The sequence below is a fragment of the Alsobacter sp. P4_H11 genome, from assembly GCF_056400925.1.
On record NZ_JBFUKI010000015.1, the window covers coordinates 54,501 to 79,372 of the forward strand.

Here is a 24,872-nt window from a genome sequence, read left to right on the forward strand (position 1 = left end):
GGACCGGAATGCAACGGGGGCTATCCGGGACCAGATGGCGACCTAGTGGCCCTTCTGCATCTCGAAGCGCGCGTGCCCGCCCATGCGGACTTCGGTGTTGCCGAAGCGCAGCGTGGCGGGGCGGCCGGTCATCAGCGGCGCAGGCGCGGGCGCGACTTCCTGGTAGGGCTGCGGGCGGTTGTCAAACACGTTGGAACAGGCGCCGGAGCGCATCTTCACGCCCGGCGCGACCTCGGTCACCGCGCAGGAGCGATCCATGGCCGCCGCGACCCCACAGGTCGCGAGCCCGCCTACCGCTCCAGCCATGACCACGAACAACCGCATGTATCGCCCCCCGATGCGTTGGGAAGAGGGAGCACGGCAACTGAGGAGATTCTGTGACGCAACCCTGGGCTCAGCCGTAGCTGCGTTGCTCGGTTTCAAAGCAGGCCCAGCTCGGCGAGCTCGCGCCGCAGCGTCTCCGGCAGCGTCATGAGGTCCGCCCCGAAGGAGCCGAGGTCGCGCGGGGCGGACTTGGGCTCAAGGTAGCGCCAGCCCTGGAACGGGCGGCAGGGGCGCGGGTCGACCGGCGTCACCAAGGGCTCGAGAACGAGGTGGCAACGCCCGATCCCGTCCGCATCCTTGAACGGCCGGATGTCCTGCAGCGGTTGCCGGCAGGCGATCTGGCCTTTTATGACCCAGAACAGCGATCCGCCGTCCAGGATCTCGGCGACGCGCTTGGGGACCATGCGGGTGGTGTGCTTCTGCTCGTGCGGCCGGTTGAGGCGGCGCGACAGGGCGGCGTTCTCGTCGATCCAGCCTTCGAGGTCGGCGATCGAATCGCAGCCGACGCAGAGCTTGAGCAGGTGCAGAGCCATGCGGCTGTGTTAGCGCGGGTCGCGCCGCCCGCCAACGTGGCGTTGCGGCGCGTTGTGGACAACCTCGGCCGTATCCCTCGGCGGACGATGCTCACTCCTCGCCGACCACCACGATGAGCTTGGCGCCCTCCGGCACCTGTTGGCCGGCTTCGGCCGCGATCTCCACCACCGTGCCGGCGCGTGGCGCAACGAGCGCGTGCTCCATCTTCATGGCTTCCACCACGGCGAGGCGCTGGCCCTTCTCGACCGCCTCTCCTTCGGTGACGAAGATCGCCACCACCTTGCCATGCATCGGGGCTTTCACGACACCGCCGGCGTCGTCATCGTCGCCCGCATGCGCCAGCGCGTCGTGGAGGCGCACGGAGGTCTGCCGCCCACGATCCAGCACGATCAGCCCATCGTCCGTCTCGACGATCGCGAGCGCGTGCTCGCCGACCGGCACGGGGTGGCCGGGGATCTCGACGCTGGCGCCATCCTCGTCCCAGCTCAGGATGCCGTCCTGGCGCTCGCCTTCCACGATCAGCGGCAGCCCGGTGCGGCGCTCGCCCGACAACTGGAAGCCATCCGCCACGTCCCAGGGCGACGGCCCGCCGCGGCGCGCCACAGCGGCCGCCTCCAGGCTGCGCTCGGTCTGCCGCGCCACCAGCGCCAGCGCGCCAGCCGCCGCCGCGGCGGCCGGGAAACTGCGCGGCGTAGCGCCCAGCGCCTCCAGATTGCGATCGATGAAACCGGTGTCGAAGCGCCCGGCGCGAAACTCCGGCGCTTCGCAGAGCGCCTTCAGGAACGCCACGTTGGAGCGCGGCCCCGCCACCACGGTGTCGCCCAGCGCCGCCGCAAGGCGGTCGAGCGCCTCCTCGCGGGTGTCGCCATGCGCGATCACCTTGGCGATCATCGGATCATAGAACGGCGTCACGCTGTCGCCCTCGACGACGCCCGTGTCCACCCGCAACCGGTCGGCCTGCGGGAAGCGCAGCGCCCAGAGCCGGCCGGTGGACGGCAGGAAGCCCTTCTCGGGATCCTCCGCATAGACCCGCGCCTCCACGGCGTGGCCCTGGATCTGAAGGTCGTCCTGCGTGAACGGCAGCTTCTCGCCTGAGGCGACCCGGAACTGCAACTCCACGAGATCGAGCCCGGTGATCGCCTCCGTGACGGGGTGCTCCACCTGCAAGCGGGTGTTCATCTCCATGAAGAAGAAGCCGTCCGGCCGCAGCCCGTTGGAGCCGTCCGCGATGAACTCCACCGTGCCGGCGCCCACATAGCCCACCGCCCGCGCGGCCTCCACGGCGGCCTTGCCCATGGCGGCGCGCACCTCCTCGGGCATGCCGGGCGCAGGCGCCTCCTCGATCACCTTCTGGTGGCGGCGCTGCAGCGAGCAATCGCGCTCGAACAGGTGCACGACGTTGCCGTGCCGGTCGGCGAAGACCTGGATCTCGATGTGCCGCGGCGAGCGCACATAGCGCTCCACCAGCACGCGCGGATCGCCAAACGCATTGGCGGCCTCGCGCTGGGCGCTCTGGAGCGCCTCCTCGAAGTCGAGCAGCCGGTCGACCCGCCGCATGCCCTTGCCGCCGCCGCCCGCCACGGCCTTGATCAGCACCGGAAAGCCGATATTGGCGGCGCGCTCGCGCAGAAAGGACGGGTCCTGCTTCGGCCCATGATAACCCGGCACCACCGGCACGTGGGCGCGCTCCACCAGCGACTTGGCGGCGTCCTTCAGCCCCATGGCGCGGATGGCCGAGGGCGGCGGGCCGATGAACGCCACGCCGGCCTTGCCACAGGCCTCGGCGAATTCGGCGTTCTCGGACAGGAAACCGTAGCCCGGGTGAATGCAGTCCGCCCCCGCGTCGCGCGCCACGTCGAGGATGCGCGAGCCGACCAGGTAGCTCTCCCGCGCCGGCGCCGGGCCGATCAGATAGGCCTCGTCGGCGTCATGCACGAACAGCGCGTCGGCGTCCGCCTCCGAATGCACCGCGATGGTGCGAAGGCCGAGCCGCTTGGCGGTGCGGATGATCCGGCAGGCGATCTCGCCACGATTGGCGATCAGGACGGAGGAGAACATGGACTTTTCCGATCGCTTCTTCACATCCGGAACACGCCGAAGCGCGTCTCCTCCACGGGGGCGTTGAGGCAGGCCGAAAAGGCCAGCCCGAGGACGCGGCGGGTTTCGGACGGGAGAATGATCCCGTCGTCCCACAGCCGCGCGGTGGCGTAATAGGGGTTCCCCTCAGTCTCGTATTGCGCCCGGATCGGGGCCTTGAAGGCCTCCTCCTCGCGCACCGGCCACTTGCGGCCTTCCGCCTCGATGTTGTCGCGCCGCACGGTCGCGAGCACGCTGGCGGCCTGCTCGCCGCCCATCACCGAGATGCGCGAGTTCGGCCAGCTGAACAGGAAGCGCGGCCCGTAGGCGCGTCCGCACATGCCGTAATTCCCGGCGCCGAAGGAGCCGCCGAGCAGCAGCGTGATCTTCGGCACCTTGGCGCAGGCCACCGCCGTGACGAGCTTCGCGCCGTCCTTGGCGATGCCGCCGGCCTCGTATTGCCGGCCCACCATGAAGCCCGAGATGTTCTGCAGGAACAGCAGCGGGATGCGGCGCTGGGCGCAAAGCTCGATGAAATGCGCGCCCTTCACGGCCGACTCGGAAAACAGGATGCCGTTATTGCCGATGATGCCGACCGGCATCCCCCAGATCCGCGCGAAGCCGGTCACCAGCGTGGTCCCGTAGAGCGCCTTGAACTCGTCGAAGCGCGAGCCGTCCACCAGCCGGCCGATCACCTCACGGATGTCGTACTGCTTCTTCAGGTCGGTCGGCACCAACCCCTCGAGCTCGTCCGGGTCGAGCAGCGGCTCCTCGGGCTCGGCGATCGCGAGGTCGTCGGGCTTGCGGCTGTTGAGGTTGGCGACGATGCGCCGGGCCAGCGCCAGCGCGTGGCTGTCGTCGGCGGCGTAGTGGTCGGCGACGCCCGAGATGCGGGCGTGCACGTCAGCGCCGCCGAGGTCCTCGGCCGAGACCTCCTCGCCGGTGGCGGCCTTCACGAGCGGAGGGCCGCCCAGAAAGATCGTGCCCTGCTTTCGCACGATGATGGTTTCGTCCGACATGGCCGGCACATAGGCGCCGCCCGCCGTGCACGAGCCCATCACCACCGCGATCTGCGGGATGCCGAGCGACGAAAGGTTCGCCTGGTTGAAGAAGATGCGGCCGAAATGCTCCTTGTCGGGAAACACCTCGGTCTGGTGCGGCAGGTTCGCGCCGCCCGAATCGACGAGGTAGACGCAGGGCAGGCGATTTTCGCGCGCGATCTCCTGCGCCCGCAGGTGCTTTTTCACCGTCATCGGATAATAGGTGCCGCCCTTGATGGTGCTGTCGTTGCAGACCACCATCACCTCGCGGCCTTCCACGCGGCCGATGCCCGCGATCATCCCGGCGCCATGGATGGCGTCGTCATACATGCCGTAGGCCGCAAGCGCGCCGATCTCCAGAAACGGCGAGCCCGGATCGAGCAGCCGCATCACCCGCTCGCGCGGCAGGAGCTTGCCTCGCGCGAGATGGCGCTCGCGCGCCTTGGGCGGCCCGCCGGCCGCGGCGGCTCCGCGCCGGTCGCGCAACTCGTCGGCGAGCTGGCGCCACTGCGCGGCGTTGCTCTCGAACTCCGGTGAAAAACGATCGACGACGCTCGAAAGGACGGCCACGCGAAACTCCCTGCGCCCGGAGTCGCACCGAGCGCGCAGATCATGCCGCAAGCGAGCCGGAAGGCAATCGCGAGCGGATGCACGCGGCGCCTTGGCGCGCCGTCACGAGCCTTGGAATCGCGCAGCGACGCAACGGATCGGGAACACCCTTGCGCTAAGCTCCCGCTTCAGGAGGGTGGCATGACGCATCAGATTCTGGCGCTCGCGATGGCGGCGCTCTGCGGCTGGGCCGGCTGGTCCATGCGCCGGCCCGGGGCCGGAACGGCGTCGCGCGTGCTCGGCCTGCTCGCATTCGGGGCGGCGTCTGCCTTGTTCGACGACGCGTTTGGCGGGCTGGTGCTCGGCTCCCTGACCTCGGGGTCCATGCCGGCCGGCGCGGAATCAAACATCGAGGAGTTGCTGGGAAAGCTCTGAGTCGACTCGCGAAAGCGTTCAGCCCTTGGGTCTTGGTTGAACCTGCTCCACCGGGCCGCCGGCTTCCTTCCAGGCCGTGAAGCCGCCGCCCACATGCGCCACCGGCTTCAGGCCCATCTCGCGCGCCGTGCGCGCCGCCAGCGCCGATCGCCAGCCGCCCGCGCACATGAACACAAAGCGCTTGTCCTCGGCGAAAACCGGCTTGTGGTAGGGACTTTCCGGGTCGATCCAGAACTCCAGCATGCCACGCGGGCAATGCACCGCGCCGGGCACGCGCCCTTCCCGCTCCAGCTCGCGCGGATCGCGCAGGTCCACCAGCACCACGTCGTCGCGGCCGAGAAGCCCAATCGCGTCGGCGGCCGGCACGGTGTCCACCACGGCGTTGGCCTCGGCGAGCAGGGCTTTGTAGCCCTTGCTGATGGTCTGCGGCATGCGTCTCTCCCATGACTTTCGAGGAGGATGGGTCGGCCTCCCGACCCGCGTCAACCGCGCGAGCGCAGCCTTGGCTGTGAGCCGCGGCTTCGCAGGCGGCCTGACGGCTTGCACGGCCCCGCCAGGCCGCGTCATGCTGCGGAGATGATCATCTCCAAGCTCGACCTCGCCGCCATCGCGTTTTTCCTGGTCGCCTGGATCGGCTACGTGCTGCTCGTGGAAGGCAACCGGCTCGGCCGGCGTAGCCTCAACGGCATCATGCACGAGTTCCGGCGCCGCTGGATGGAGCGGATGCTGAAGCGCGACGTGCGCATCATCGACACGCAGATCATGGCCAGCCTGCAGAACGGCTCGGCCTTCTTCGCCTCCACGTCCCTGCTGGCGGTCGGTGGGTCGCTGACGCTGCTGCGCGCCGCCGACGACGTGCTGCGCGTCTTCGGCGACCTGCCCTTCGGCATCGAGACCCAGCGCGGGCTGTGGGAAATGAAGGTCATCGGCCTGGCGGTGATCTTCGTCTACGCGTTCTTCAAATTCGCGTGGAGCTACCGCCTGTTCAACTACGCCGCCATCCTGCTCGGCGCGACGCCGCCCGTGGAGGCCGCAGACGACCCCGCCTCGCTGATGCACGCCCATAGCGTCGCCGGCATGACCACGGCGGCGGGACGGCACTTCAACCGCGGCCAGCGCGCGTTCTTTTTCGCGCTCGGCTATCTCGGCTGGTTCTGGTCGCCGACGGTATTCATCCTTTCGACATTTGCGGTCCTGGTCGTGATGGCATTGCGCCAGTTCAGGTCCGACGGCATGCGGGCGGCGCTGTCCGCCTCCGATGCGGGCGCGACTTGACCGGACAGGCGCTTGGGCGCACGCAAGCGCGATGACGACTCAACCGACTGCCCCCGCCAAGATCCCCGCCGAAACCCTGGAGGCCACGATCCTGTCGCTCGCCGGCGACCGCGGGGCCGAGAAGACGATCTGCCCATCAGAAGTGGCGCGCGAGCTCGGCGGTCCGCATCCGGACGGCTGGGGCCCGTTGATGGTCCCGGTGCGCCGCGCGGCCGTGCGCCTCGCCCATGCGGGGCAGATCGTGATCTACCGGAAAGGCAAGCCGGTGGATCCGGACGACTTCAAGGGCGTGTACCGCATCGGCCTTCCCCGGCAGGATTGAGCCCGCAAAAGCTCAGCCCGGGAACAACTCCCGGGTGTGCCCCGCGGCGCGCTCCACCACCAAGCCGATCCATTCGCGGGTCGCCGTCTCGAACCGCTTCAGCCCGTCGCCGACCGCGAGCGCCATCTTGTAGTCGCCCGGCCCGGCTGTGCGGTAATCCACCGGAACCGGCGCGACATCGAAGCCGGCCGCCCGGAACAAGCCCACCGAACGCGGCATGTGGTAGGCGGAAGTGACCAGCAGCCAGCGCTGGCCGGGCTGCGGTTTCACGAGATCGCGGGTGAACAGCGCATTCTCGTAGGTGTTGCGCGAGCGCCGCTCGAAGGTGATGCGCCCCGCCGCCAGGCCTAGCTCGCCGATATGCTGCTCCAGCACGGCGGCTTCGGTGCTCTCCTGGTCGATCAGATCGCCTGACCCGCCAGTGAACACCACCGGCTTATCCGGATAACGCCGCGCGAAATCCGCCATGGCGACGAGGCGCTCGGCGCCCTCGTTCATCAGCAATTGCCCGCGCCCGCGCGAATTCGCCGGCTCCGGCGCGCCGCCAAGCACGATCACGCCCGCAAACGGCTGGCCATCGTCTCGCCAGGCCGGGAAGCGCTGCTCGAGCGGCAGGATCAGGAACGTGCCGACCGGCAAGAGCCCGATCACGAGCAGCAACGACGCGCCGGCCACCGCAAGCGCCCGGCCCAAGCGCCGGAAACGCGTGAAGCCGAGCAGTCCGCCGGCGAGCGCCGCCAGGACGAGCAGGTTGGTTGGCCCGGCCAGGAGCCAGAGGACCTTGGAGAGAATGAAATACATCTGGCCCCCGCGCCCGGCGCTCGGCCCGGCGGCTCAGCCCTTGCTGGCCTTGAAAGCCTCGTACCGCGCCTTGGTCTCCGCATTGGCGGGATAAAGGCCCGGCAGCGGCACGCCGCGGCCCACCTCCGTCATGATCCAGGCCTCGAGCCGCTCCTGCTCGGGGCCTTCCTTCAGGACGGTGTCGAGATAGGCGGCCGGGATGCACACCGCGCCGTCCGCGTCCGCCACGATGATGTCGTCGGGGAACACCGCGACGCCGCCGCAGGCGATCGGCTCCTGCCAGCCCACGAAGGTGAGGCCCGCCACCGACGCCGGGGCGGCCGTGCCCTGGCACCACACCGGCAGGCCGGTCGAGAGCACGCCCGAGATGTCGCGCATCACGCCGTCGGTGATCAGCGCCGACACGCCGCGCTTGGCCATCCGGAAGGCGAGGATGTCGCCGAAGATGCCGGCGTCCGTGACCCCCATGGCGTCCACCACCGCGATGCAGCCTTCCGGCATCTCCTCGATGGCGGCGCGGGTGGAGCGCGGCGAAGACCAGGATTCGGGCGTCGCCAGGTCCTCGCGGGCCGGCACGAAGCGCATCGTGAAGGCCTTGCCGACGATGCGCTTGCCCTGCGCGGTGGGCAGCGGCATCGGCCCGCGCATCCAGAGCCGCCGCAGGCCCTTTTTCAGCAGCACCGTCGTGATGGTGGCGGTGGAAATCTCCTGGAAGGCGGCGAGCGTGGCGGCGTCGAGCGACATGGCTATTGAGTCCTGCGGGATGGGCGGCGGAGAGTGGCGCCGGGCCGGCCGGCGCGCAAGACGCGCTCGCGCGGGGTGGACGGCGCGGCGCGCATGGCTGCGGCTCAGCTATCCCACTGCGGGGCGAAGGCCGGGTTGATCATGCGCCCATCGGGCCGGGCCATACGCGAGATGGCGGCCATCTCCTCGTCCGAGAGCGTGAAGTCCCAGATGTCAAAGTTCTGCCGGATCCGGACCGGGTGCGAAGACTTCGGGATCGCGATCACGCCGTCCTGCTGCACGTGCCAGCGCAGCACCACCTGCGCGCCGGTCTTGCCATGCGCCACCGCGATCTCCTGGACGACCTTCTCCTCGGTGTCGGTTCCCTTGCCGATCGGCGAGTAGGAGGTGAACGCCAGCCCGTGGCGCCGCGCCTCGGCGAGCAGCCGGTGCTGGCTCAGGGTGGGATGGTACTCGCATTGCAGCGCCACCAGCGGCTCGCCACAGAGCCGCACGGCCTCGTTCAGCAGCGCCGTGGGGAAGTTGCAGACCCCGATGTGTTTCGCCATCCCGCGACGCTTGGCGTCCACGAGCGCGCCGAGCGAGTCCGCGAGCGGGACCTGCGGGTTCGGCCAGTGGATGTGGAGAAGGTCGACGTGATCCAGCCCGAGCTTCTTCAGGCTGGCCTCCGCCGACGCCTGGAGCGCGCCGGGCGCGATATCGGTCCACCACACCTTGGTGGTGACGAACACGTCGTCGCGCGGCAGGCCGGCGACGCGCAGCCCCTCCCCGACCTCGGCCTCGTTGCCATACATGGCGGCCGTGTCGACGTGCCGGTAGCCGACCTTGAGGGCTTCCGCGACCGCGTCGACGCAGTTCTGGCCTTCCGACCGGAAGGTGCCGAGACCCAGCGCGGGAATTCGTGCGCCGTTCGCTTCGACGATGATGGGCTGGGACATGCGGCGTTCCTCCGGGTTGTTGCCGGCCAATCTAGGCCGGCTCGCCCCGAAGTCACCCCGCGAAGCGCGCAGGGCGCCCGTGCGGTGCGGAGGTGTGGCCAGGCGCGGTGAGGCGTGCGCCTCGCCGTCATTGCGAGGAGCGAAGCGACGAAGCAATCCAGAGGTCAGGCGGAAGGCGCTATGCCTCTTGGCCCAGCATCAGCTGGATTGCTTCGCTGTCGCTCGCAACGACGGGAGTGGACCCGCCTCTCTCCGTCATAGCGGAGATCGTTCCGGCCAACCACGCCGGAGCCCAGCGCGTGGATCCCCGGGTCAAGACCGGGGATTACGGTAGAGGGATCGAGGGCCGATCCAGCAGCGCGACACGACGAGACGCTTTGGTGAAAGGCATCCTGCCGCTCAGAACGGCAGGTAGCTGCGCACCGAAGCGGTGGCTTCCACTTCCGCCACGGCGGCGGGCGGCGTAAGGCCGGGAGGCGCGCCGGAGGGCGGCGCCATGTCGGGCGCGATGCGACGCGCGGGCGCAGCGCCGGGGCGCTGGGTGGAATCAAGGAACGCCATCCACTGCTTCTCGCTGCCATGGAACGCGTTGCGGTCGACGTCGCCACGGATGCCCGGAACCCGGCCCGTCGTGGTCCACTGCCATAGCGCGTATTGGCGGTCCGAATAGCGCTCGTGCGGCTCGGCCGCGACGCTGCGGATCCAGAACGGGTACTCGTTCAGCTCGCCGCGCAGCACCTCCTCGTGGAAGGTGATGTCCGTGTAGATGATCGGCCGCTTGCCGGTGTGGCGCTCCATCTCGGCCAGCATGATCCTGATCTTTTCCAGCGCCACGTCGCGCGGCACCTTCTTGGGGCAGGTCTGCGAATGGCCGTTCCACTCCACGTCCAGCACCGGCGGCAGCGCGTCCGGATCGGTCGGGATGTGCTGCACGAACCACTTGGCCTGCTCGGCCGCCGGGCGGCACCAATACACGAAATGGTAGGCGCCCACCGGCACGCCGGCCGCCTTGGCGCCGGCCCAGTTGCGGCTGAAGGCCGGGTCGAGGTGGTCGCCGCCTTCCGTCGCCTTGATGAACGCGAACTTGGTGCCGGCGTCACGCACGGAATTCCAGTCCACCTCGCCCTGCCAGCGCGAGACGTCGATGCCGTGGATCGGCAACGTCTTCGCCCGCGCCACGCCGGGATGCGGCTTGACGTCCCCTTTGCGGGGATAGTTGTCGGGGGCCATCGTGCAGCCCGCAAGAAGAAGGGAGAAGGCGACAGCGACCGCGCCGAATACGCCGGTGGTCGTTCCGCGAGAAAGGATACGCATCAAAGCTCGCCGCTCGGTGGACGGGAACGCGATACCCAGCAAATCGACCAAAGGTCTTAAGAAACAGGAAACACTACACCGAAGCGTGTTGCAATCACCCCAGGCCGAACCAGAGCGTCGCAATCCCCAGAAACGAGAAAAACCCGACAACGTCCGTCACCGTGGTGACGAAGACGCCGGACGACACGGCCGGATCGGCCCCGACCTTTTCGAGCGTCAGCGGGATCAGGATGCCGCCCAACGCGCCCGCGACCAGGTTGACCAGCATCGCGATGCAGATCACCGCGCCGATGTTCCAATCCTGGAACCAGACCGACGCCACCACGCCGGTGAGGATGCCGAAGCCTATTCCGTTGAGCAGGCCGACGAGACTTTCGCGCAGCGTCACCCGGAAGGCGTTGCCGGCCCCGAGCTCGCGCACCGCCAGCGCCCGCACGGCCACCGTCATGGTCTGCGTGGCCGCGTTGCCGCCCTGGCTGGCCACGATGGGGGCGAGCACGGCGAGCGCCACCATCTTCTGCAACTGGCCCTCGAACAGCCCCAGCACCGCCGAGGCCACGAACGCCGTGATCAGATTCACGAACAGCCACACGAAGCGGCTACGCGCGATGGTCATCACGGTGTCGGAAATTTCTTCGTCCGAGCGCACGCCGCCGAGCGCCTTCACGTCCTCGTCGGCCTCTTCCTGGATCACGTCCACGACGTCGTCGATGGTGACGACGCCGACCAGACGCTCGGCCTCGTCCACCACCGGGGCGGAGACGAGATTGTAGCGCTCGAACAGGCGCGCCACCTGCTCCTGGTCCTCGGTGGCGTGCACGCGCCGCCGGTCCGTGCTCATCAGCGCGTCGACGCGCTCGATGCGCGGGCTGCGGACGAGCTTGTCGAGAAAGATCTGCCCGAGCAGGCGGTGGCCGGGATCCACCACGAACACCTCGAAGAAGCTTTCCGGCAGGTCCTCGGTGGCGTGCAGGTGGTCCAGCGTCTGGCCGGCCGTCCAGAACGGCGGCACGGCGACCAGCTCGGTCTGCATCAGGCGCCCGGCCGAGTCCTCCGGGTAGTCGAGGCTCTTTTGCAGCGCCACGCGCTCGGAGGCGGACAGGCCTTCGAGAATCTCGTTCTGCTCGTCCTTGTCGAGGTCCTCGAGAATGTAGACCGCGTCGTCCGACTCGAGGTCCTTCATGCCCTCGATGACGGTCTTGGTCGGCAGTTCGTCGAGCAACTCCTCGCGGATGCCGTCGTCGACCTCGGTGAGCGCGGCGAAATCGAAGACATCGCCGAGCAGCCCGATCAGGCGGGCGCGGGCATCGGCGGGCAGCGCCTCGATCAGGGCGCCCTGGTCGGCCTCGTGGAACGGCCGGACGAGATCGCGGACCCTCTCGGCGTCCCCGGCCTCCACGGCCTGCGCGACGGCGTCGACGTAGTCGCGGCTGACATCGCCCTCCTCATCGCGAAACGCGAGGATCCGCTCAGCCGACTTGGTCCCGTCGTCGAGGTCCAGCATGAGACATCCGTCCCCGAGTCAGTGGTGAGCCCGGGGCCTTGTATCACTCGCGACAGGCCGCGCAACGCGCGCGTAAGCCGTAACCCGGAGGCGACGGGCCGTTAGGGACCCGGCCCTATCCTCGACGCAGATCGGGTGGATGATTCGGCATGAACAAGCTCCTGGACCGGCGCGCCGTCTCGGCCGGGCTCCTGGCCGCGCTGGCGGCCCGCCCGGCCCTTGCCTCCGCCTGCGCACCCGACCGCCTCGGAACCGCCCGCACGCTCCCGGTGGGCACTCGGGGCGGCTTCCAGGTTGGCCTCAAGACATACCCGGCGGCCCTGCCGCTCGGTCCGCGCGAGGTGGTGCTGACCTTCGACGACGGCCCCTCCCCCGCAACCACGCCCCGCGTCCTCGACGCACTCGCGTGCGAGGACGCAAAGGCGACGTTCTTCCTGATCGGCCGCAACGCGCAGGCTCATCCCGCGCTGGTGCGGCGCATCCGGGACGACGGGCATACGCTGGCCTGCCACACCTGGTCCCACCCCTGGACCATGCGCAACCTGTCCGAAGCGGCCCAGATCCGCGAGATCGAGCACGGCTTCGCGGCCATTGCGGCCGCGCTCGGCGCGCCGGACGCAAAGCCCGGCCAGGGCGGCGTCGCGCCGTTTCTGCGCTATCCGGGCTTCGCCGACACCCCCGCCGCCAACGCCTGGGCGGCCGAGCGCGATGTCGGCGTCTTTGGCTGCGATCTCTGGGCCTCCGACTGGACGCCCATGACCCCCGGCTTCCAGCTTGCCCGCATGATGGACCGCCTGCGCCATGCCGGGCGCGGCATGATCCTGTTCCACGACACCCAGCCGCAGACCGCCGCGATGCTGCCGGCCTTCCTGCGCGCCCTGAAGGCGGAAGGCTACGCGCTGGTCCACCTGCAGCCCGGGTCGGGCCGGACGGAGCCCGCCGCCGCCCCGGCGGGATGGACCAGCGAGACGGAGCGGATCATCGCCGGGGTTCGGCGCCACCGGGGCGTTTAGGGCTGCCCAAAAACGAAACGGCGGCCCGGATCTCACGATCCTGCCGCCGTTCGGAGCCCATGGGCTCGAAGAGCACTGGTGCGGTCGAGAGGACTCGAACCTCCACAACGGTTAAGTTACTAGCACCTCAAGCTAGCGCGTCTACCAATTCCGCCACGACCGCAACGTGTTTCAGGTGGGCTTCCAAGGAGGTCGCCCGACCGGAACGGCGCTCCGTGTAACAGAAGGATTCCGGGTCCACAAGCGCCGTGTGTGCGGCGCGGCGGGAAAAGCGGGCGCCGATCAGCCCTGCACTTTCTCGCTCGGCGGGCGGCGCAGGAGTTCCTTGACCTCGACCGTGATCACGGCGCCGTTCACCACCACGTTGCCACGCGCGATCGGCATGTCGTTGGCGAGGATCTCGACCTCGTCGCCTTCGGCCGAATCGAGCGCGATCACGGCGCCGCGGCCCATGCGCAGCAGCTGGTGGATCGGCATCCGGGAGCGTCCGAGCACGATGGAGATGTCTACGCCGACAATGTCGAGACCGTTGGTCACTCAGCTGCTCCGGAACGACGCGAACGCGAAACCTGGGCGGGGCGCTGGTGGAAGCGGCGCTCCGCGGTGCATAGATGACGGGTGGGGCCCCGGTTGGGCCGGCGCTCCCGTCGCCTCGGTCTCAGTGAGCCAATAACAGGGTTAATGCGCGGTGAAGATCAGGGACGAACTGGTTGAGCGTTTCTGGCCGGCGGAGGGCGGCGCGCCCGTCGAGTGGGTCGTGACGCCGGGCCTCGTGGCCTACGAGGACGCCGTGCGGGTCATGGAGGCTCGCGCCGACGCCATCGCGGCCGGCGCCGCGACCGAGTGCGTCTGGCTGCTGGAGCATCCTCCCCTCTACACGGCGGGCACGTCCGCCCGCGACGCGGATCTCGTCGATGAGCGCTTCCCCGTGCATCGCACCGGGCGCGGCGGGCAGTTCACCTATCACGGCCCGGGTCAGCGCGTGGCCTATGTGATGCTGGACCTGAAGCGCCGCCGGCCCGACATACGCGCCTTCGTGGCGGCGCTGGAGGCCTGGGTGATCGACACGCTGGCGGCCTTCAACGTGCGCGGCGAAAGGCGCGAGGACCGCGTCGGCGTCTGGGTCCGAAGGCCCGAGAAGGCGCCGGGCGCCGAGGACAAGATCGCGGCTATCGGCATTCGGGTGCGGCGCTGGGTGACGTTCCACGGCATCAGCCTCAACGTCGAGCCGGACCTGTCGCATTTCGGCGGCATCGTCCCCTGCGGCATCGCCGAGGAGCTCTATGGCGTGACCAGCCTCGTGGATCTTGGCTTGCCGGTGACGCTGCACGACGCCGACGTGGCGCTGCGGGCCGCGTTCGAGGAGGTTTTCGGGCCGACCGCGACGTCGCAGGTGGGTTAGGACCACCAAACCAGAAGGCTTCCTTGCCTCGATCCTCTCGTTCTTCGAGACGCAGGCCCAAGCGGGCCTGCTCCTCAGGATGAGGGGTGTTGATGATGAGAGGGTAGGCGCAGGGAGAACCAGCGCTGTAGCCTTCTCCGAACCCGAGACCGCAAACACGCAGTGCTTTTTTCCGCCGCGTCTTCGTCCTACATCTCCCTCCATGGCTTCAACACCACGCACGACTCGCCCGGCCGCAGAGCCTGCGCCGGACGTCTTCGACGACGAGACCATCCAGGACGATCTCGACGCCGAGGCGGAGCTCGACCAGCTCGGCGAGCAGGACCTCGACGACGACATCGCCGAACAGGCCGGGCTCGACATCGATTTCGACGGGCCCACCGCGAATTCGCGCGTGAAGCACGGCGTGGAGGTGATCCGCGCCTTCTGGCAGACTCTGCCCAACGGCCCCGGCGTGTACCGGATGATCGACGCCGACGACGGCGTTCTCTATGTCGGCAAGGCCCGGAGCCTGAAGAAGCGCGTCGCCAGCTACGCGCGCGGCGTCGGCCACTCCACCCGCATTCTGCGCGTCATCGCCGAGACGGCGCGGATGGAATTCGTCACCACGCAGACCGAGACCGAGGCTCTGCTGCTGGAGGCAAACCTCATCAAGCAGCTGAAGCCGCGCTTCAACGTGCTGCTGCGCGACGACAAGTCGTTTCCCTACATCCTGCTGACGGGCGACCACGTCTCGCCCCAGCTCACCAAGCACCGCGGCGCGCGCAATCGGCCGGGCGACTATTTCGGCCCCTTTGCGAGCGTGTGGGCGGTGAACCGCACGCTAAACGCCCTGCAGCGCGCCTTTCTGCTGCGCTCCTGCACGGACAGCTACTACGAGAACCGCACGCGCCCCTGCCTGCTGCACCAGATCAAGCGCTGCTCCGGCCCGTGCACGGGCGAGGTCGGGCATGTGGAATACGCCCGCCTCGCCGCCCAGGCCCGCGACTTCCTGCGCGGCAAGAGCAAGGGCGTGAAGGCGCAGCTCGCCGCCGACATGCAGAAGGCCTCCGACGAGCTCGAATTCGAGCGCGCGGCGCGCTACCGCGACCGCCTCGCGGCGCTGTCGGCCATCCAGGGCTCGCAGGACATCAACCCGCAGAACACCGAGGAGGCGGACGTCTTCGCCCTCCACGAGGAGGCCGGGCAGTTCTGCGTGGAGGTGTTCTTTTTCCGCAATTTCCAGAACTGGGGCAATCGCGACTACTTCCCCAAGGCCGACAAGACGACGCCCGCCACCGAGGTGCTGGCCGCCTTCATCGCCCAGTTCTACGACGACAAGCCGCCGCCCCGCCTGGTGCTGCTCTCGCACGAGATCGACGAACGCACGCTGCTCGAGGAGGCGCTCACGGCCACGGCCGGCGGGCGCGTGGAGGTCAACGTGCCCAAGCGCGGCGAGAAGCGCGACCTCGTGGAGCACGCCGCCAAGAACGCCCGCGAGGCGCTGGGCCGGCGGCTGGCCGACACCTCCTCGCAGCAAAAGCTGCTCGGCGCCGTCGCGCAGGCGTTCGGCCTGCCCAGGGCGCCGCGGCGCGTCGAGGTCTACGACAACTCGCACATCATGGGGACCAACGCGGTCGGCGGCATGGTGGTGGCGGGCCCGGCGGGCTTCTCCAAGGCCCATTACCGGACCTTCAACATCAAGTCCGAGGAGCTCACGCCCGGCGACGACTACGGCATGATGCGCGAGGTGCTGAAGCGCCGGTTCTCACGGCTCATGAAGGAGAACCCCCGCGACGCAGGCGCCGCCGCCCAGGCCCCCGAGCGCGAGCGCGACCTGGGCGACATGCCGGCCTGGCCGGACCTCGTGCTGATCGACGGAGGGCGCGGCCAGCTCGACGCCGCGCGCCAGACCTTGGAGGAGATCGGCCTCACGGACGTGCCGCTGGTGGGAGTCGCCAAGGGCCCGGACCGCGACGCCGGCCGGGAAACCTTCTTCGTGCCGGGCCGCGACCCGTTCAAGCTCGCGCCGCGCGATCCGGCGCTCTACTTCATCCAGCGCCTGCGCGACGAGGCGCATCGCTTCGCCATCGGCACGCACCGGGCCAAGCGCAAGCGCGAGTTCACCAAGAGCCCGCTGGACGAAATCTCGGGCATCGGCCCGGCGCGCAAGCGCGCGCTGCTGCTGCATTTCGGCACCGCCAAGGCCATCGCGCGCGCCTCGCTGGACGACCTCGCCCGGACGCCGGGCGTCAACGCCGCGACCGCCAAGGCGGTCTATGATCACTTCCACGAGGGGCGCGGTTGACGCCCCTCCCCTCGGCATGTTTCCTCGGCCCCAACTGATGCTGGCGAGCGACATGCGGCGGGCGAACCCCCTCAATCTCCCGAATATCCTGACCTATGGCCGCGTGTTCGCGGTTCCCGTGGTCGTGGCCTGCATGTTCTGGCCAGAGGAATTCTGGATGCGGTGGACGGCGCTGCTCGTCTTCGCGGTCGCGGGAATCACGGACTTCTTCGACGGTTATTTGGCGCGCGCCTGGCAGCAGCAGTCGACGCTCGGCCGCATGCTGGACCCTATCGCCGACAAACTTCTGGTGTCGGCGACGTTGCTGATGCTGGTGGCGGACCGCACCATCACGAGCTGGTCGATCTGGGCCGCCATTGTGATCCTCTCGCGCGAGATCCTGGTCTCGGGCCTGCGCGAATATCTGGCCGAATTGCGCGTCAGCGTGCCGGTGTCCACCGTGGCCAAGTGGAAAACCACGCTGCAACTGATCGCGATCGGATTTCTGATCGTCGGCCCCGCCGGCGAGCACGTGCTGCCCGGCACGGTGGCGATCGGGCTTGGCCTGCTCTGGGTCGCGGCGATCCTGACGCTCTACACGGGCTATGATTATTTCCGCGCCGGCATTCACCACATCGTGGACCACGGCGCCTGAGGGCCGTTGCATGAAGATCGTCTACTTCGCCTGGGTCCGTGAGCGCATCGGCAAGCCCGAGGAAGAGCTGACCCCGCCCGAGAGCGTCAGGACGGTCGCGGACCTCGCCGGGTGGCTGGCGGGGCTGGGCGAGGAATACGCCTACGCGTTCGAGAACCCGGCCGTCGTGCGGGCCGCGATCGACCGCAAGCACGTGAAGCCCGAGACGCCCATCGCGGGCGCACGCGAGATCGCGTTCTTCCCGCCCATGACGGGCGGCTGAGATGGCGCAGGAGCCGCTCACCGTCCGCATACAGGCCGAGCCCTTCGACGTTGCGGCCGAACTGGCGCAGATCGCGGCGGGGCGCACGGACGTGGGCGCCGTGGTGAGCTTCACGGGCCTCTGCCGCGCCGAGGGCGGCGTGCTCGCGGCGCTGGAACTGGAGCACTATCCCGGCATGGCCGAGGACGAGATGCGCCGCGTCGCCGCCGAGGCCGCGGAGCGCTGGCCCCTGCAGGGCCTCGTGGCCATCCACCGGCACGGGAAAATCGCCCCGGGCGAGCCTATCGTGCTGGTCGTCACGGCCTCCGCCCATAGGGCCGCCGCCTTCGAGGCGGCCGAATTCCTGATGGACTACCTGAAGACCCGCGCTCCCTTTTGGAAGAAAGAGCATCGGGTGGACGGTTCGTCCGGCGATTGGGTCGAAGCCAAGGACGTGGACGACAAAGCCGCCGAGCGCTGGGCGCGCTAGGCGCGGACCGGAGCGAAGCGCCACTCTCCTCCTGAGGGGAAGGGTGTGGCTGCGGCCTTACTTTCCCAGCACTCGTCCAGCCACGGCGTCCAGCCTGGCCAGCACGGCCTGGTCGCGGGCCGACGGGGCCGTCATGATCGCAGTGTCGAGCGCCTTGTGTGAGCCAGCCGGGCAGTTCTCGCGCTCTCGGGGAAAATCAGCCGCGAGCCGGGCCACCACGCGGCGGGCCTTCTCAGTGTTGCGGTGCATGACCTTGATGACGTCCGCCACGTCCACGGCGTCGTGCTCGGGATGCCAGCAGTCGAAATCCGTTACCATCGCGAGCGTCGCGTAGGTGATCTCGGCCTCGCGGGCGAGCTTGGCCTCAGGCATCGCCGTCATGCCGATCACGTCGTAGCCGAGGTGTCGATAGGTGTTGGATTCGGCGTAGCTGGAGAATTGCGGCCCCTCCATGCACACATAGGTTCCGCCACGCCGGGAGGCCACGCCCTCGGCCTCGGCGGCCGCCGCCACCCTCGCGACGAGTCCCGGCCCCACGGGATGCGCCATGGATACATGCGCGACGCATCCTGCCCCGAAGAACGAGCTTTCCCGCCGGTGGGTGCGATCGACGAACTGATCGACGAGCACGAACAGCCCCGGCTGCAGGTCCGGCTTGAACGACCCGCAGGCCGAGAGCGAGACGAGGTCCGTCACCCCTGCCCGCTTCATGGCGTCGATATTGGCGCGGTAGTTGGTGTCGGAGGGCGAAAGGCGGTGCCCGCGTCCGTGCCGCGGCAGGAACACGATCGGCGTCTCGCCGATGCGGCCGAAGCGCAGGACGTCCGACGGCTCGCCCCAGGGCGTCGCGACGGCCTCTTCGCGCAGATCGACGAGGCCGGGCAGGTCATAGACGCCGGACCCGCCAATGACCCCGAGAACCGCCCTCGTCATGCTTCTGCCCCCTTAGATCCAGCGCCGCACCCGGGCGGCGTAGTCGCGCCAGTCCTGGCCGAAGCGGCGCTCCAGATGCGCCTCCTCGCGCGAAATCGCGAGCCAGTTCACGGCCGCGATCGTGACAGGAACCAGCAGAAGCAGCCACCCCCAGCGCAACGCCAGCGCGAAGCCCAGGAGCGCGACCGTATTGGCCACATAGATGGGATTGCGCGACCACCGATACGGCCCCGTGGTCACCAGCGCCTTGCTGGGCGCGTTGGGCAGCACGGTCGTGCCCTTGCGGCGCAGAACGATGAAGCAGCCGAAATCCGCCAGGATCGCGACCGCGAACAGCGCGATGCCGGCCCATTCGGGCACGACACGCAATTGCTGGTCGAGCCACACGAAGGGATCGACCTGCTCCAGGCCCCACGCCAGCAGCATGGCGGCGGAATAGATCAGCGGCGGCCACGGAATGGTGTTGGGCCTTTCGCCGATGTCCTGCGCCATGCCCATCCCCCTGCGGCTTTCGCCCAAACGCCTTTTGCGCGTCGCCCTCTACAAGCGGGCCGCGTCCGGGTTATCCTGCAGCAAACGGCTATCGCACAAGAGGAAACGCCAAGACCATGCTGGCCAACGCCCCACGTCCCTTCAACTTCGACCTCGGCGAAACCGCCGACGCCATTCGCGAGACGGTTGCGGGCTTTGCGCAAAGCGAGATCGCGCCGCGCGCCGACGCGATCGACAAGACCAACGAGTTCCCCCGCGACCTCTGGCCGCGGATGGGCGCGCTGGGCCTGCACGGCATCACCGTGGAGGAGGAATATGGCGGCTCCGGGCTCGGCTACCTCGAGCATGTCGTCGCCATGGAGGAGGTCAGCCGCGCGTCCGCGTCCGTCGGGTTGAGCTACGGCGCCCACTCCAACCTCTGCGTCAACCAGATGCGCCGCAACGGCTCGGAGGCGCAGAAGCGCAAATACCTTCCCGGGCTGATCTCGGGCGAGCATGTCGGCGCGCTGGCCATGTCCGAGCCCGGGGCGGGCTCCGACGTGGTATCGATGCGCACGCGGGCTGAGAAGAAGGGCGACCGCTACGTCCTCAACGGCTCCAAGATGTGGATCACCAACGGGCCGGTCGCCGAGACGCTGATCGTCTACGCCAAGACCGATCCCGAGGCTGGTCCCAAGGGCATCACGGCCTTCATCGTCGAGAAGGGCATGAAGGGCTTCACCACCGCGCAGAAGCTCGACAAGCTCGGCATGCGTGGGTCCGACACGTGCGAGCTCGTGTTCGAGGATTGCGAGATCCCCGAGGAAAACGTCCTCGGCCAGGTCGGCAAGGGCGTGAACGTGCTGATGTCGGGCCTCGACTACGAGCGCGCCGTGCTGGCCGCCGGCCCGCTCGGCATCATGCAGGCGGCGCTGGACATCGTGATGCCCTATGTCCACGAGCGCAAGCAGTTCGGGAGATCCATCGGCGAGTTCCAGCTCGTGCAGGGCAAACTCGCCGACATGTACGTCACCATGAACGCCTGCAAGGCCTATGTGTACGCGGTCGCCAAGGCCTGCGACCGGGGCGAGACCACCCGCGAGGATGCGGCCGGCGCCATCCTGATCGCGGCCGAGAAGGCGACCCTGATGGCGCTGGACGCCATCCAGCTGCTGGGCGGCAACGGCTACATCAACGACTATCCCACCGGCCGCCTGCTGCGCGACGCCAAGCTCTACGAGATCGGCGCCGGCACCAGCGAAATCCGCCGCATGCTGATCGGACGCGAGCTGTTCGCCAAGACGATGTGACCGCCTGCCCACCTCACCAAGGAAACCAAACATGCTCGTGATCTGGGGGCGTCTCAGCTCCGTCAATGTCCAGAAGGTCGTCTTCGCCGCCGATGCGCTCGGCCTCGCCTATGAGCGGCGTGAGGCGGGCGGCGTGCACGGCGTGGTCGACACGCCCGAGTACCGGGCCATGAACCCGAACGGCCTCGTCCCCACCCTGCAGGACGACGACATCGTGCTCTGGGAGTCCAACGCCATCGTGCGCTACCTCGCGGCCAAGCACGGCGCGGGCACGCTGTGGCCCGTCGATCCAGCCGCTCGCGCCCGGGCGGATCGCTGGATGGACTGGCAGCAGACCACGCTGAACCCGGCCGTGGGCCCGGCCTTCGTCAACCTCGTCCGCACGGCGCCGGAAAAGCGCGACCTGGCGGCCGTGGAGGCCTCGCGGGTCAAAACCAATCTGGTAACCAAGGTTCTGGATGCCCACCTGGCCGAGCGCCCGTTTTTGGCGGGCGACACCTTCACGATGGCCGAATGCGTCGTCGGGCCACAGGTCCACCGCTGGCTGAACATGCCCATCGAGCGCGAAAACCGGCCCAATTTGCAGGCCTGGTACGAGCGCCTAGCCTCAAATCCGGCCTCCAGAACCGCTTTTCCGCTGCCGATCACATGAGAGCGGCCAGCGGATGGTTTCCAGACGTGCTTAAAGGGTTAATGGCCATCCGACTCCCTCGGGTAACCAAGTGAGATGATCGCAATTCGCATCCGGTAGACCGGCTTTCATTGAAGCTGGAACAACGCGATGATTGGAAGCACGGAAGAATTGATCACAGGTGTTGCGGTGACGCTGGTCGGAGGCCACCACCTCAACGGAGCCGTCTACGGTTTTCCGATGGACGAGATGATGGAGTTGCTGGGCCAGCCGGCCGAGTTCGTGCAACTCGTCTTGGAAGATGGTGGGCTCGCTTATGTGAGCAAGAAGCAGATCGCCGTGCTGCGGTCGTCGAGCCGGCGGTCCGGCCTCAGAGCGCCGGCCCCGGCGGCGTCGCTGCACGAATTGCTCGACCTCCCGCTCGACGCAACGCCCGACGTGGTCCGGCTCACCTATCTCGACCGGGCGGCCCGCTACAACCCGGCGCAATATGGCGGCCTGACGCTGCCCGACGAGGTCAGGGACTACCTGGAAGCGATGCACGACGCCCTGCGCGACGCTTATCAGGCATATATCACGCCCAGACCGACGTCGTGATGCCCGCTGATCATCGTATCTAAACGTTCGTGGTCCAAAAGTGCTGGACCTCAGACAGTGGTGACCGATGTTCGCAAAAGACAACAAGCGCCTGCCCGTGACCCTGACCCTTGCGGACGGGCGAACCCTCGTGGGCGCTATTACGGCGGGACTATCCGCCAGCATCGCATCGGCGTTGAACCGCGAAGGCTTATTTCTCGAGTTCATCGCCGAGAACGGCGAACTGCTCTTCATCGGCAAGAACAGCATCATGATGGTGCGGGAAGGCGCCGTGGGCAGGTCCCTGGACGTTCCCGCTATCGCGATGACCCCGGGCGCTTGATCCACGACGGCAACCGCGCGGGGGCGCGCGTGTCGCCGGCGCTCACATCGGCGCCTTGAACAGCGGCGTCCCAGGCTTGCGGGGCGCCGGCTCGCCGTGATCGAGTTCATAGACGTATTCGGCCGGCAATCCGGCCGCCCGAGCGGCCGCGACCACGCCCTCGAGGTAGCCGGGCTTGGGCTTCCCGGGACGATCCGTACGGCCGACATACACCAGCGCGCGGCGGGCGCCGCCCGGCGTCACCACCGGCTGGTTGATCTTGGTGTAGAGGCCCGTGTGCAGGCTCTCGTACCGGTCGAGCGCCGGGATGTCCGAGAGCGCCAGATCCCACAACACGCCATGCACCGTGCGCCGCGGGTCCCGCACCACCGACGCATAGCCCTCCGCCATGATCATGAACCGATGCCGCGGCAGGCGCGCCAGGCCGACGATCGTCGACCGCGGACAGCGCTGCGCCATGGCGACGCTGTCCATGTTGGAGCCATAGGCGAAGTAGAGGGGCATGGGCGTCGCTTCCTGGACCGCGAGCCCCCGGCTCGCACCGCTTTGCCGCTGGAGCGCGCGCCTTCGGCTGCGAGCCTACAGCCCTTGGATGCGAGCCGGAGGCTCGCGGTCCATGGCGGCTCTTACCTGAACTCGATGATCACGGCGTCGACCGCAAGGCTGTCGCCTTCCTTGGCCAGGATCTTGGCCACGGTGGCGTCCTTCTCGGCGCGCAGCACGTTCTCCATCTTCATGGCCTCGACGATGCACAGCATCTCGCCGGCCTTGACCTCCTGCCCTTCGGCCACCGAGATCGCCTTCACGAGCCCCGGCATCGGGCAGAGCAGGAACTTGCCGGTGTCGGCCGCGACCTTCTCGGGCATCAGGGCCGCGAGTTCGGCCTCGCGGCGCGTATAGACCCGCGCGGCCGCGTAGGCGCCGGCATGCGACAGCGACACGCCGTTCAGCAAGGACCGCACCTGCAGGGCGACCTCGGTCCCGTCGACAGTGCCCTGCCACACGGGCTCGCCCGGCCGCCAGCCCGACGACACCTCGTGCGAGTGGCCTTCGCCGAAGCGCACCACGGTCGCATAGGCCATGTCCTCGATGGTCACGTCGAAGCGCTGGCCGCCAAGCATCACCACCCGCTCGGTCTCGAACTGCACGGGCGCGGCGGCGCGCAGCTGGCCCGAGATGCCGCGCTTGCGCTGGTTCAGCTTGTGGTCGATCGCGGCCGCGACGGCCGCCATCAGGTGCGCGGTCTCGCCCTCCGGGGCGATCGGCTTGAAGCCCTCGGGAAATTCCTCGGCGATGAAGCCGGTCGAGAGGCGCCCGGCCTTCCAGCGCTCATGCGCCATCAGGGCGGACAGGAACGGAATGTTGTGGCGAATGCCCTCGATCGCGAAGGCGTCCAGCGCCCTGCCCTGCGACTCGATGGCCTCCAGCCGCGTCGGCGCATGCGTCACCAGCTTGGCGATCATCGGATCGTAGTAGATCGAGATCTCGCCGCCCTCATACACGCCCGTGTCGTTGCGCACCGTCACGTCGCCGGTGCGGCCCTCGGCCGGCGGGCGGTAGCTCACGAGCCGGCCGGTGGACGGCATGAAGTTGCGCGTCGGGTCCTCGGCATAGACGCGGCTCTCCACCGCCCAGCCGTTCAGCTTCACGTCGTCCTGCGTGATCGAGAGCTTCTCGCCCGCCGCGAGGCGGATCATCTGCTCTACGAGGTCGACGCCGGTGATCATCTCGGTGACCGGATGCTCCACCTGCAGGCGCGTGTTCATCTCGAGGAAGAAGAACGAGCGGTCCTGCCCGGCCACGAACTCCACCGTACCGGCGGAATCATAGCCCACCGCCCGGGCCAGCGCGCAGGCCTGCTCGCCCATGAGGCGGCGGGTTGCCTCGTCCAGCAGCGGCGACGGGGCCTCCTCGATCACCTTCTGGTTGCGGCGCTGAATGGAGCACTCGCGCTCGCCGAGATAGATGACGTTGCCGTGCTTGTCGCCCAGCACCTGGATTTCGATGTGGCGCGGGTCGACGATGAACTTCTCGACGAAGACCCGGTCGTCGCCGAACGAGGACGCGGCCTCCGACTTGGCGCGCGCGAAGCCTTCCGCCACCTCGTCCGCCGAATAGGCGATGCGCATGCCCTTGCCGCCGCCGCCGGCGGAAGCCTTGATCATGACCGGATAGCCGATCTCGTCCGCGATCGTCACCGCGTGAGCGGGATCCTCGATCACGCCGAGATGCCCCGGCACGGTGGACACCTTGGCGGCGTTGGCGAACTTCTTTGATTCGATCTTGTCGCCCATCGCCTCGATGGCTTTGGGATTGGGACCGATGAACACGATGCCGGCCGCTTCGAGCGCCTTCGGAAAGGCGGCGCGCTCGGACAGGAAGCCGTAGCCTGGGTGAACCGCCTCGGCGCCTGTGGCCTTGCAGGCCTCGACGATCTTCTCGATCAGCAGGTAGGACTGGGCCGCGGCGGGCGGGCCGATATGGACGGCCTCGTCGGCCATCTCGACATGCAGCGCGTCCCGATCGGCGTCCGAATAGACCGCAACGGTCTTGATGCCCATGCGGCGCGCTGTCTTGATGACGCGGCAGGCGATTTCGCCGCGGTTGGCGATCAGGATTTTGTTGAACATGCCCGTCCCGAGATCGAAGCCACGCTGGATTCGAGATCGTTTCTAGGCTGCGGGC

The 24,872-nt window shown here is 68.5% G+C and carries 28 protein-coding genes and 1 tRNA gene; 13 read left to right on the forward strand and 16 right to left on the reverse strand.

All coding sequences use genetic code 11. The annotated features are described in order from the left end of the window. Positions 1-42: 42 nt before the first annotated feature. From AC1DSZ_RS22010 to AC1DSZ_RS22025, 4 genes are all read right to left on the reverse strand, one after another. Entirely contained in the window at positions 43-324 is a 282-nt protein-coding gene (locus AC1DSZ_RS22010) for a hypothetical protein (protein WP_476840466.1), read from the reverse strand. Between the two features lie 95 nt (positions 325-419). Then, entirely contained in the window at positions 420-857 is a 438-nt protein-coding gene (locus AC1DSZ_RS22015) for a DUF1489 family protein (RefSeq protein WP_476840467.1), read from the reverse strand. A 91-nt stretch (positions 858-948) separates the two neighbouring features. After that, positions 949-2,916: an acetyl/propionyl/methylcrotonyl-CoA carboxylase subunit alpha gene (locus AC1DSZ_RS22020; protein ID WP_476840468.1), complete on the reverse strand. Its 1,968-nt coding sequence runs from the start codon at positions 2,914-2,916 to the stop codon at positions 949-951. Positions 2,917-2,936: 20 nt separating this feature from the next. Further along, positions 2,937-4,544: a carboxyl transferase domain-containing protein gene (locus AC1DSZ_RS22025; RefSeq protein WP_476840469.1), complete on the reverse strand. Its 1,608-nt coding sequence runs from the start codon at positions 4,542-4,544 to the stop codon at positions 2,937-2,939. 180 nt (positions 4,545-4,724) lie between these two features. Between AC1DSZ_RS22025 and AC1DSZ_RS22030 the strand changes: the two genes are divergently transcribed. Beyond that, positions 4,725-4,958 (forward strand): hypothetical protein, encoded by a 234-nt coding sequence (locus tag AC1DSZ_RS22030; protein ID WP_476840470.1) that lies wholly within the window; start codon positions 4,725-4,727, stop codon positions 4,956-4,958. Between the two features lie 18 nt (positions 4,959-4,976). On the opposite strand, the gene AC1DSZ_RS22035 is transcribed toward AC1DSZ_RS22030, so the two are convergent. Next, positions 4,977-5,390 (reverse strand): rhodanese-like domain-containing protein, encoded by a 414-nt coding sequence (locus AC1DSZ_RS22035; RefSeq protein WP_476840471.1) that lies wholly within the window; start codon positions 5,388-5,390, stop codon positions 4,977-4,979. 144 nt (positions 5,391-5,534) lie between these two features. On the opposite strand from AC1DSZ_RS22035, the gene AC1DSZ_RS22040 reads away from it, so the two are divergent. Further along, entirely contained in the window at positions 5,535-6,233 is a 699-nt protein-coding gene (locus tag AC1DSZ_RS22040) for a DUF599 domain-containing protein (protein ID WP_476840472.1), read from the forward strand. A 31-nt stretch (positions 6,234-6,264) separates the two neighbouring features. After that, positions 6,265-6,555 (forward strand): DUF3253 domain-containing protein, encoded by a 291-nt coding sequence (locus AC1DSZ_RS22045; protein ID WP_476840473.1) that lies wholly within the window; start codon positions 6,265-6,267, stop codon positions 6,553-6,555. 12 nt (positions 6,556-6,567) lie between these two features. Here the strand turns inward: AC1DSZ_RS22045 and AC1DSZ_RS22050 are convergent, their stop codons facing one another. The 5 genes from AC1DSZ_RS22050 to mgtE all read right to left on the reverse strand — a co-directional run bounded on the left by AC1DSZ_RS22050 (position 6,568) and on the right by mgtE (position 11,856). Further along, on the reverse strand, positions 6,568-7,356 hold the full coding sequence (locus AC1DSZ_RS22050) for a YdcF family protein (protein ID WP_476840474.1): 789 nt from the start codon (positions 7,354-7,356) through the stop codon (positions 6,568-6,570). A 33-nt stretch (positions 7,357-7,389) separates the two neighbouring features. Then, on the reverse strand, positions 7,390-8,100 hold the full coding sequence (locus tag AC1DSZ_RS22055; RefSeq protein WP_476840475.1) for a ribonuclease activity regulator RraA: 711 nt from the start codon (positions 8,098-8,100) through the stop codon (positions 7,390-7,392). Positions 8,101-8,204: 104 nt separating this feature from the next. After that, a complete protein-coding gene (locus AC1DSZ_RS22060) occupies positions 8,205-9,038 on the reverse strand; it encodes an aldo/keto reductase (protein WP_476840476.1) in 834 nt (277 codons plus the stop codon). Between the two features lie 399 nt (positions 9,039-9,437). Then, positions 9,438-10,352 (reverse strand): glycoside hydrolase family 25 protein, encoded by a 915-nt coding sequence (locus tag AC1DSZ_RS22065; protein WP_476840477.1) that lies wholly within the window; start codon positions 10,350-10,352, stop codon positions 9,438-9,440. A 94-nt stretch (positions 10,353-10,446) separates the two neighbouring features. After that, the gene (gene mgtE / locus AC1DSZ_RS22070) at positions 10,447-11,856 is read right to left on the reverse strand and encodes a magnesium transporter (protein ID WP_476840478.1); all 1,410 of its coding nucleotides are present in this window, start codon (positions 11,854-11,856) and stop codon (positions 10,447-10,449) included. Between the two features lie 149 nt (positions 11,857-12,005). Between mgtE and AC1DSZ_RS22075 the strand changes: the two genes are divergently transcribed. Beyond that, positions 12,006-12,869: a polysaccharide deacetylase family protein gene (locus AC1DSZ_RS22075; RefSeq protein ID WP_476840479.1), complete on the forward strand. Its 864-nt coding sequence runs from the start codon at positions 12,006-12,008 to the stop codon at positions 12,867-12,869. Between the two features lie 76 nt (positions 12,870-12,945). On the opposite strand, the gene AC1DSZ_RS22080 is transcribed toward AC1DSZ_RS22075, so the two are convergent. After that, positions 12,946-13,032 (reverse strand) — tRNA-Leu (locus tag AC1DSZ_RS22080). A gap of 119 nt (positions 13,033-13,151) precedes the next feature. Beyond that, a complete protein-coding gene (locus tag AC1DSZ_RS22085; RefSeq protein ID WP_476840480.1) occupies positions 13,152-13,406 on the reverse strand; it encodes a FliM/FliN family flagellar motor switch protein in 255 nt (84 codons plus the stop codon). 151 nt (positions 13,407-13,557) lie between these two features. On the opposite strand from AC1DSZ_RS22085, the gene lipB reads away from it, so the two are divergent. The 5 genes from lipB (at position 13,558) to AC1DSZ_RS22110 (ending at position 17,923) form a co-directional block, all read left to right on the forward strand. Then, positions 13,558-14,271, forward strand: coding sequence for a lipoyl(octanoyl) transferase LipB (lipB, locus tag AC1DSZ_RS22090; protein ID WP_476840481.1), 714 nt, complete (start codon positions 13,558-13,560; stop codon positions 14,269-14,271). Between the two features lie 202 nt (positions 14,272-14,473). Then, positions 14,474-16,558: an excinuclease ABC subunit UvrC gene (gene uvrC / locus AC1DSZ_RS22095; protein ID WP_476840482.1), complete on the forward strand. Its 2,085-nt coding sequence runs from the start codon at positions 14,474-14,476 to the stop codon at positions 16,556-16,558. Positions 16,559-16,595: 37 nt separating this feature from the next. Then, positions 16,596-17,192 (forward strand): CDP-diacylglycerol--glycerol-3-phosphate 3-phosphatidyltransferase, encoded by a 597-nt coding sequence (gene pgsA, locus AC1DSZ_RS22100; protein WP_476840483.1) that lies wholly within the window; start codon positions 16,596-16,598, stop codon positions 17,190-17,192. Between the two features lie 10 nt (positions 17,193-17,202). After that, positions 17,203-17,454 (forward strand): molybdopterin converting factor subunit 1, encoded by a 252-nt coding sequence (moaD, locus tag AC1DSZ_RS22105; RefSeq protein ID WP_476840484.1) that lies wholly within the window; start codon positions 17,203-17,205, stop codon positions 17,452-17,454. Between the two features lies 1 nt (position 17,455). Continuing rightward, a complete protein-coding gene (locus AC1DSZ_RS22110) occupies positions 17,456-17,923 on the forward strand; it encodes a molybdenum cofactor biosynthesis protein MoaE (protein WP_476840485.1) in 468 nt (155 codons plus the stop codon). A gap of 57 nt (positions 17,924-17,980) precedes the next feature. Here the strand turns inward: AC1DSZ_RS22110 and AC1DSZ_RS22115 are convergent, their stop codons facing one another. Then, positions 17,981-18,856 (reverse strand): S-methyl-5'-thioadenosine phosphorylase, encoded by an 876-nt coding sequence (locus tag AC1DSZ_RS22115; protein ID WP_476840486.1) that lies wholly within the window; start codon positions 18,854-18,856, stop codon positions 17,981-17,983. Between the two features lie 12 nt (positions 18,857-18,868). Next, positions 18,869-19,348: a methyltransferase family protein gene (locus tag AC1DSZ_RS22120; RefSeq protein ID WP_476840487.1), complete on the reverse strand. Its 480-nt coding sequence runs from the start codon at positions 19,346-19,348 to the stop codon at positions 18,869-18,871. A gap of 116 nt (positions 19,349-19,464) precedes the next feature. On the opposite strand from AC1DSZ_RS22120, the gene AC1DSZ_RS22125 reads away from it, so the two are divergent. The 4 genes from AC1DSZ_RS22125 (at position 19,465) to AC1DSZ_RS22140 (ending at position 22,187) form a co-directional block, all read left to right on the forward strand. Continuing rightward, positions 19,465-20,637, forward strand: coding sequence for an isovaleryl-CoA dehydrogenase (locus AC1DSZ_RS22125; RefSeq protein ID WP_476840488.1), 1,173 nt, complete (start codon positions 19,465-19,467; stop codon positions 20,635-20,637). Positions 20,638-20,668: 31 nt separating this feature from the next. Then, positions 20,669-21,289, forward strand: a complete 621-nt coding sequence (locus AC1DSZ_RS22130) for a glutathione S-transferase family protein (RefSeq protein WP_476840489.1) — start codon at positions 20,669-20,671, stop codon at positions 21,287-21,289. 150 nt (positions 21,290-21,439) lie between these two features. Continuing rightward, positions 21,440-21,865 carry a hypothetical protein gene (locus tag AC1DSZ_RS22135; RefSeq protein WP_476840490.1) on the forward strand — a complete coding sequence of 142 codons (426 nt, stop codon included), beginning with the start codon at positions 21,440-21,442 and terminating at the stop codon, positions 21,863-21,865. Positions 21,866-21,932: 67 nt separating this feature from the next. Continuing rightward, positions 21,933-22,187 (forward strand): hypothetical protein, encoded by a 255-nt coding sequence (locus AC1DSZ_RS22140; protein ID WP_476840491.1) that lies wholly within the window; start codon positions 21,933-21,935, stop codon positions 22,185-22,187. A 42-nt stretch (positions 22,188-22,229) separates the two neighbouring features. Here AC1DSZ_RS22140 and AC1DSZ_RS22145 read toward each other — a convergent pair whose 3' ends face one another. Further along, positions 22,230-22,691, reverse strand: coding sequence for a gamma-glutamylcyclotransferase family protein (locus AC1DSZ_RS22145; protein ID WP_476840492.1), 462 nt, complete (start codon positions 22,689-22,691; stop codon positions 22,230-22,232). Positions 22,692-22,813: 122 nt separating this feature from the next. Next, positions 22,814-24,817, reverse strand: a complete 2,004-nt coding sequence (locus AC1DSZ_RS22150; RefSeq protein WP_476840493.1) for an acetyl-CoA carboxylase biotin carboxylase subunit — start codon at positions 24,815-24,817, stop codon at positions 22,814-22,816. Positions 24,818-24,872 lie beyond the last annotated feature (55 nt).

What these genes read in the sequence shown, in the direction of transcription:
- AC1DSZ_RS22130 (WP_476840489.1), top strand. Translation starts at nt 20,669, where the DNA reads ATGCTCGTGATCTGGGGGCGTCTCAGCTCCGTCAATGTCCAGAAGGTC.
- AC1DSZ_RS22045 (WP_476840473.1), top strand. Translation starts at nt 6,265, where the DNA reads ATGACGACTCAACCGACTGCCCCCGCCAAGATCCCCGCCGAAACCCTG.
- AC1DSZ_RS22030 (WP_476840470.1), top strand. Translation starts at nt 4,725, where the DNA reads ATGACGCATCAGATTCTGGCGCTCGCGATGGCGGCGCTCTGCGGCTGG.
- AC1DSZ_RS22015 (WP_476840467.1), bottom strand. Translation starts at nt 857, where the DNA reads ATGGCTCTGCACCTGCTCAAGCTCTGCGTCGGCTGCGATTCGATCGCC.
- AC1DSZ_RS22050 (WP_476840474.1), bottom strand. Translation starts at nt 7,356, where the DNA reads ATGTATTTCATTCTCTCCAAGGTCCTCTGGCTCCTGGCCGGGCCAACC.
- AC1DSZ_RS22040 (WP_476840472.1), top strand. Translation starts at nt 5,535, where the DNA reads ATGATCATCTCCAAGCTCGACCTCGCCGCCATCGCGTTTTTCCTGGTC.
- mgtE (WP_476840478.1), bottom strand. Translation starts at nt 11,856, where the DNA reads ATGCTGGACCTCGACGACGGGACCAAGTCGGCTGAGCGGATCCTCGCG.
- AC1DSZ_RS22145 (WP_476840492.1), bottom strand. Translation starts at nt 22,691, where the DNA reads ATGCCCCTCTACTTCGCCTATGGCTCCAACATGGACAGCGTCGCCATG.
- AC1DSZ_RS22150 (WP_476840493.1), bottom strand. Translation starts at nt 24,817, where the DNA reads ATGTTCAACAAAATCCTGATCGCCAACCGCGGCGAAATCGCCTGCCGC.
- AC1DSZ_RS22110 (WP_476840485.1), top strand. Translation starts at nt 17,456, where the DNA reads ATGGCGCAGGAGCCGCTCACCGTCCGCATACAGGCCGAGCCCTTCGAC.
- AC1DSZ_RS22115 (WP_476840486.1), bottom strand. Translation starts at nt 18,856, where the DNA reads ATGACGAGGGCGGTTCTCGGGGTCATTGGCGGGTCCGGCGTCTATGAC.
- moaD (WP_476840484.1), top strand. Translation starts at nt 17,203, where the DNA reads ATGAAGATCGTCTACTTCGCCTGGGTCCGTGAGCGCATCGGCAAGCCC.
- AC1DSZ_RS22075 (WP_476840479.1), top strand. Translation starts at nt 12,006, where the DNA reads ATGAACAAGCTCCTGGACCGGCGCGCCGTCTCGGCCGGGCTCCTGGCC.
- AC1DSZ_RS22120 (WP_476840487.1), bottom strand. Translation starts at nt 19,348, where the DNA reads ATGGCGCAGGACATCGGCGAAAGGCCCAACACCATTCCGTGGCCGCCG.
- AC1DSZ_RS22055 (WP_476840475.1), bottom strand. Translation starts at nt 8,100, where the DNA reads ATGTCGCTCGACGCCGCCACGCTCGCCGCCTTCCAGGAGATTTCCACC.
- pgsA (WP_476840483.1), top strand. Translation starts at nt 16,596, where the DNA reads ATGCTGGCGAGCGACATGCGGCGGGCGAACCCCCTCAATCTCCCGAAT.
- AC1DSZ_RS22035 (WP_476840471.1), bottom strand. Translation starts at nt 5,390, where the DNA reads ATGCCGCAGACCATCAGCAAGGGCTACAAAGCCCTGCTCGCCGAGGCC.
- AC1DSZ_RS22125 (WP_476840488.1), top strand. Translation starts at nt 19,465, where the DNA reads ATGCTGGCCAACGCCCCACGTCCCTTCAACTTCGACCTCGGCGAAACC.
- AC1DSZ_RS22140 (WP_476840491.1), top strand. Translation starts at nt 21,933, where the DNA reads ATGTTCGCAAAAGACAACAAGCGCCTGCCCGTGACCCTGACCCTTGCG.
- AC1DSZ_RS22065 (WP_476840477.1), bottom strand. Translation starts at nt 10,352, where the DNA reads ATGCGTATCCTTTCTCGCGGAACGACCACCGGCGTATTCGGCGCGGTC.
- uvrC (WP_476840482.1), top strand. Translation starts at nt 14,474, where the DNA reads ATGGCTTCAACACCACGCACGACTCGCCCGGCCGCAGAGCCTGCGCCG.
- AC1DSZ_RS22020 (WP_476840468.1), bottom strand. Translation starts at nt 2,916, where the DNA reads ATGTTCTCCTCCGTCCTGATCGCCAATCGTGGCGAGATCGCCTGCCGG.
- AC1DSZ_RS22060 (WP_476840476.1), bottom strand. Translation starts at nt 9,038, where the DNA reads ATGTCCCAGCCCATCATCGTCGAAGCGAACGGCGCACGAATTCCCGCG.
- AC1DSZ_RS22010 (WP_476840466.1), bottom strand. Translation starts at nt 324, where the DNA reads ATGCGGTTGTTCGTGGTCATGGCTGGAGCGGTAGGCGGGCTCGCGACC.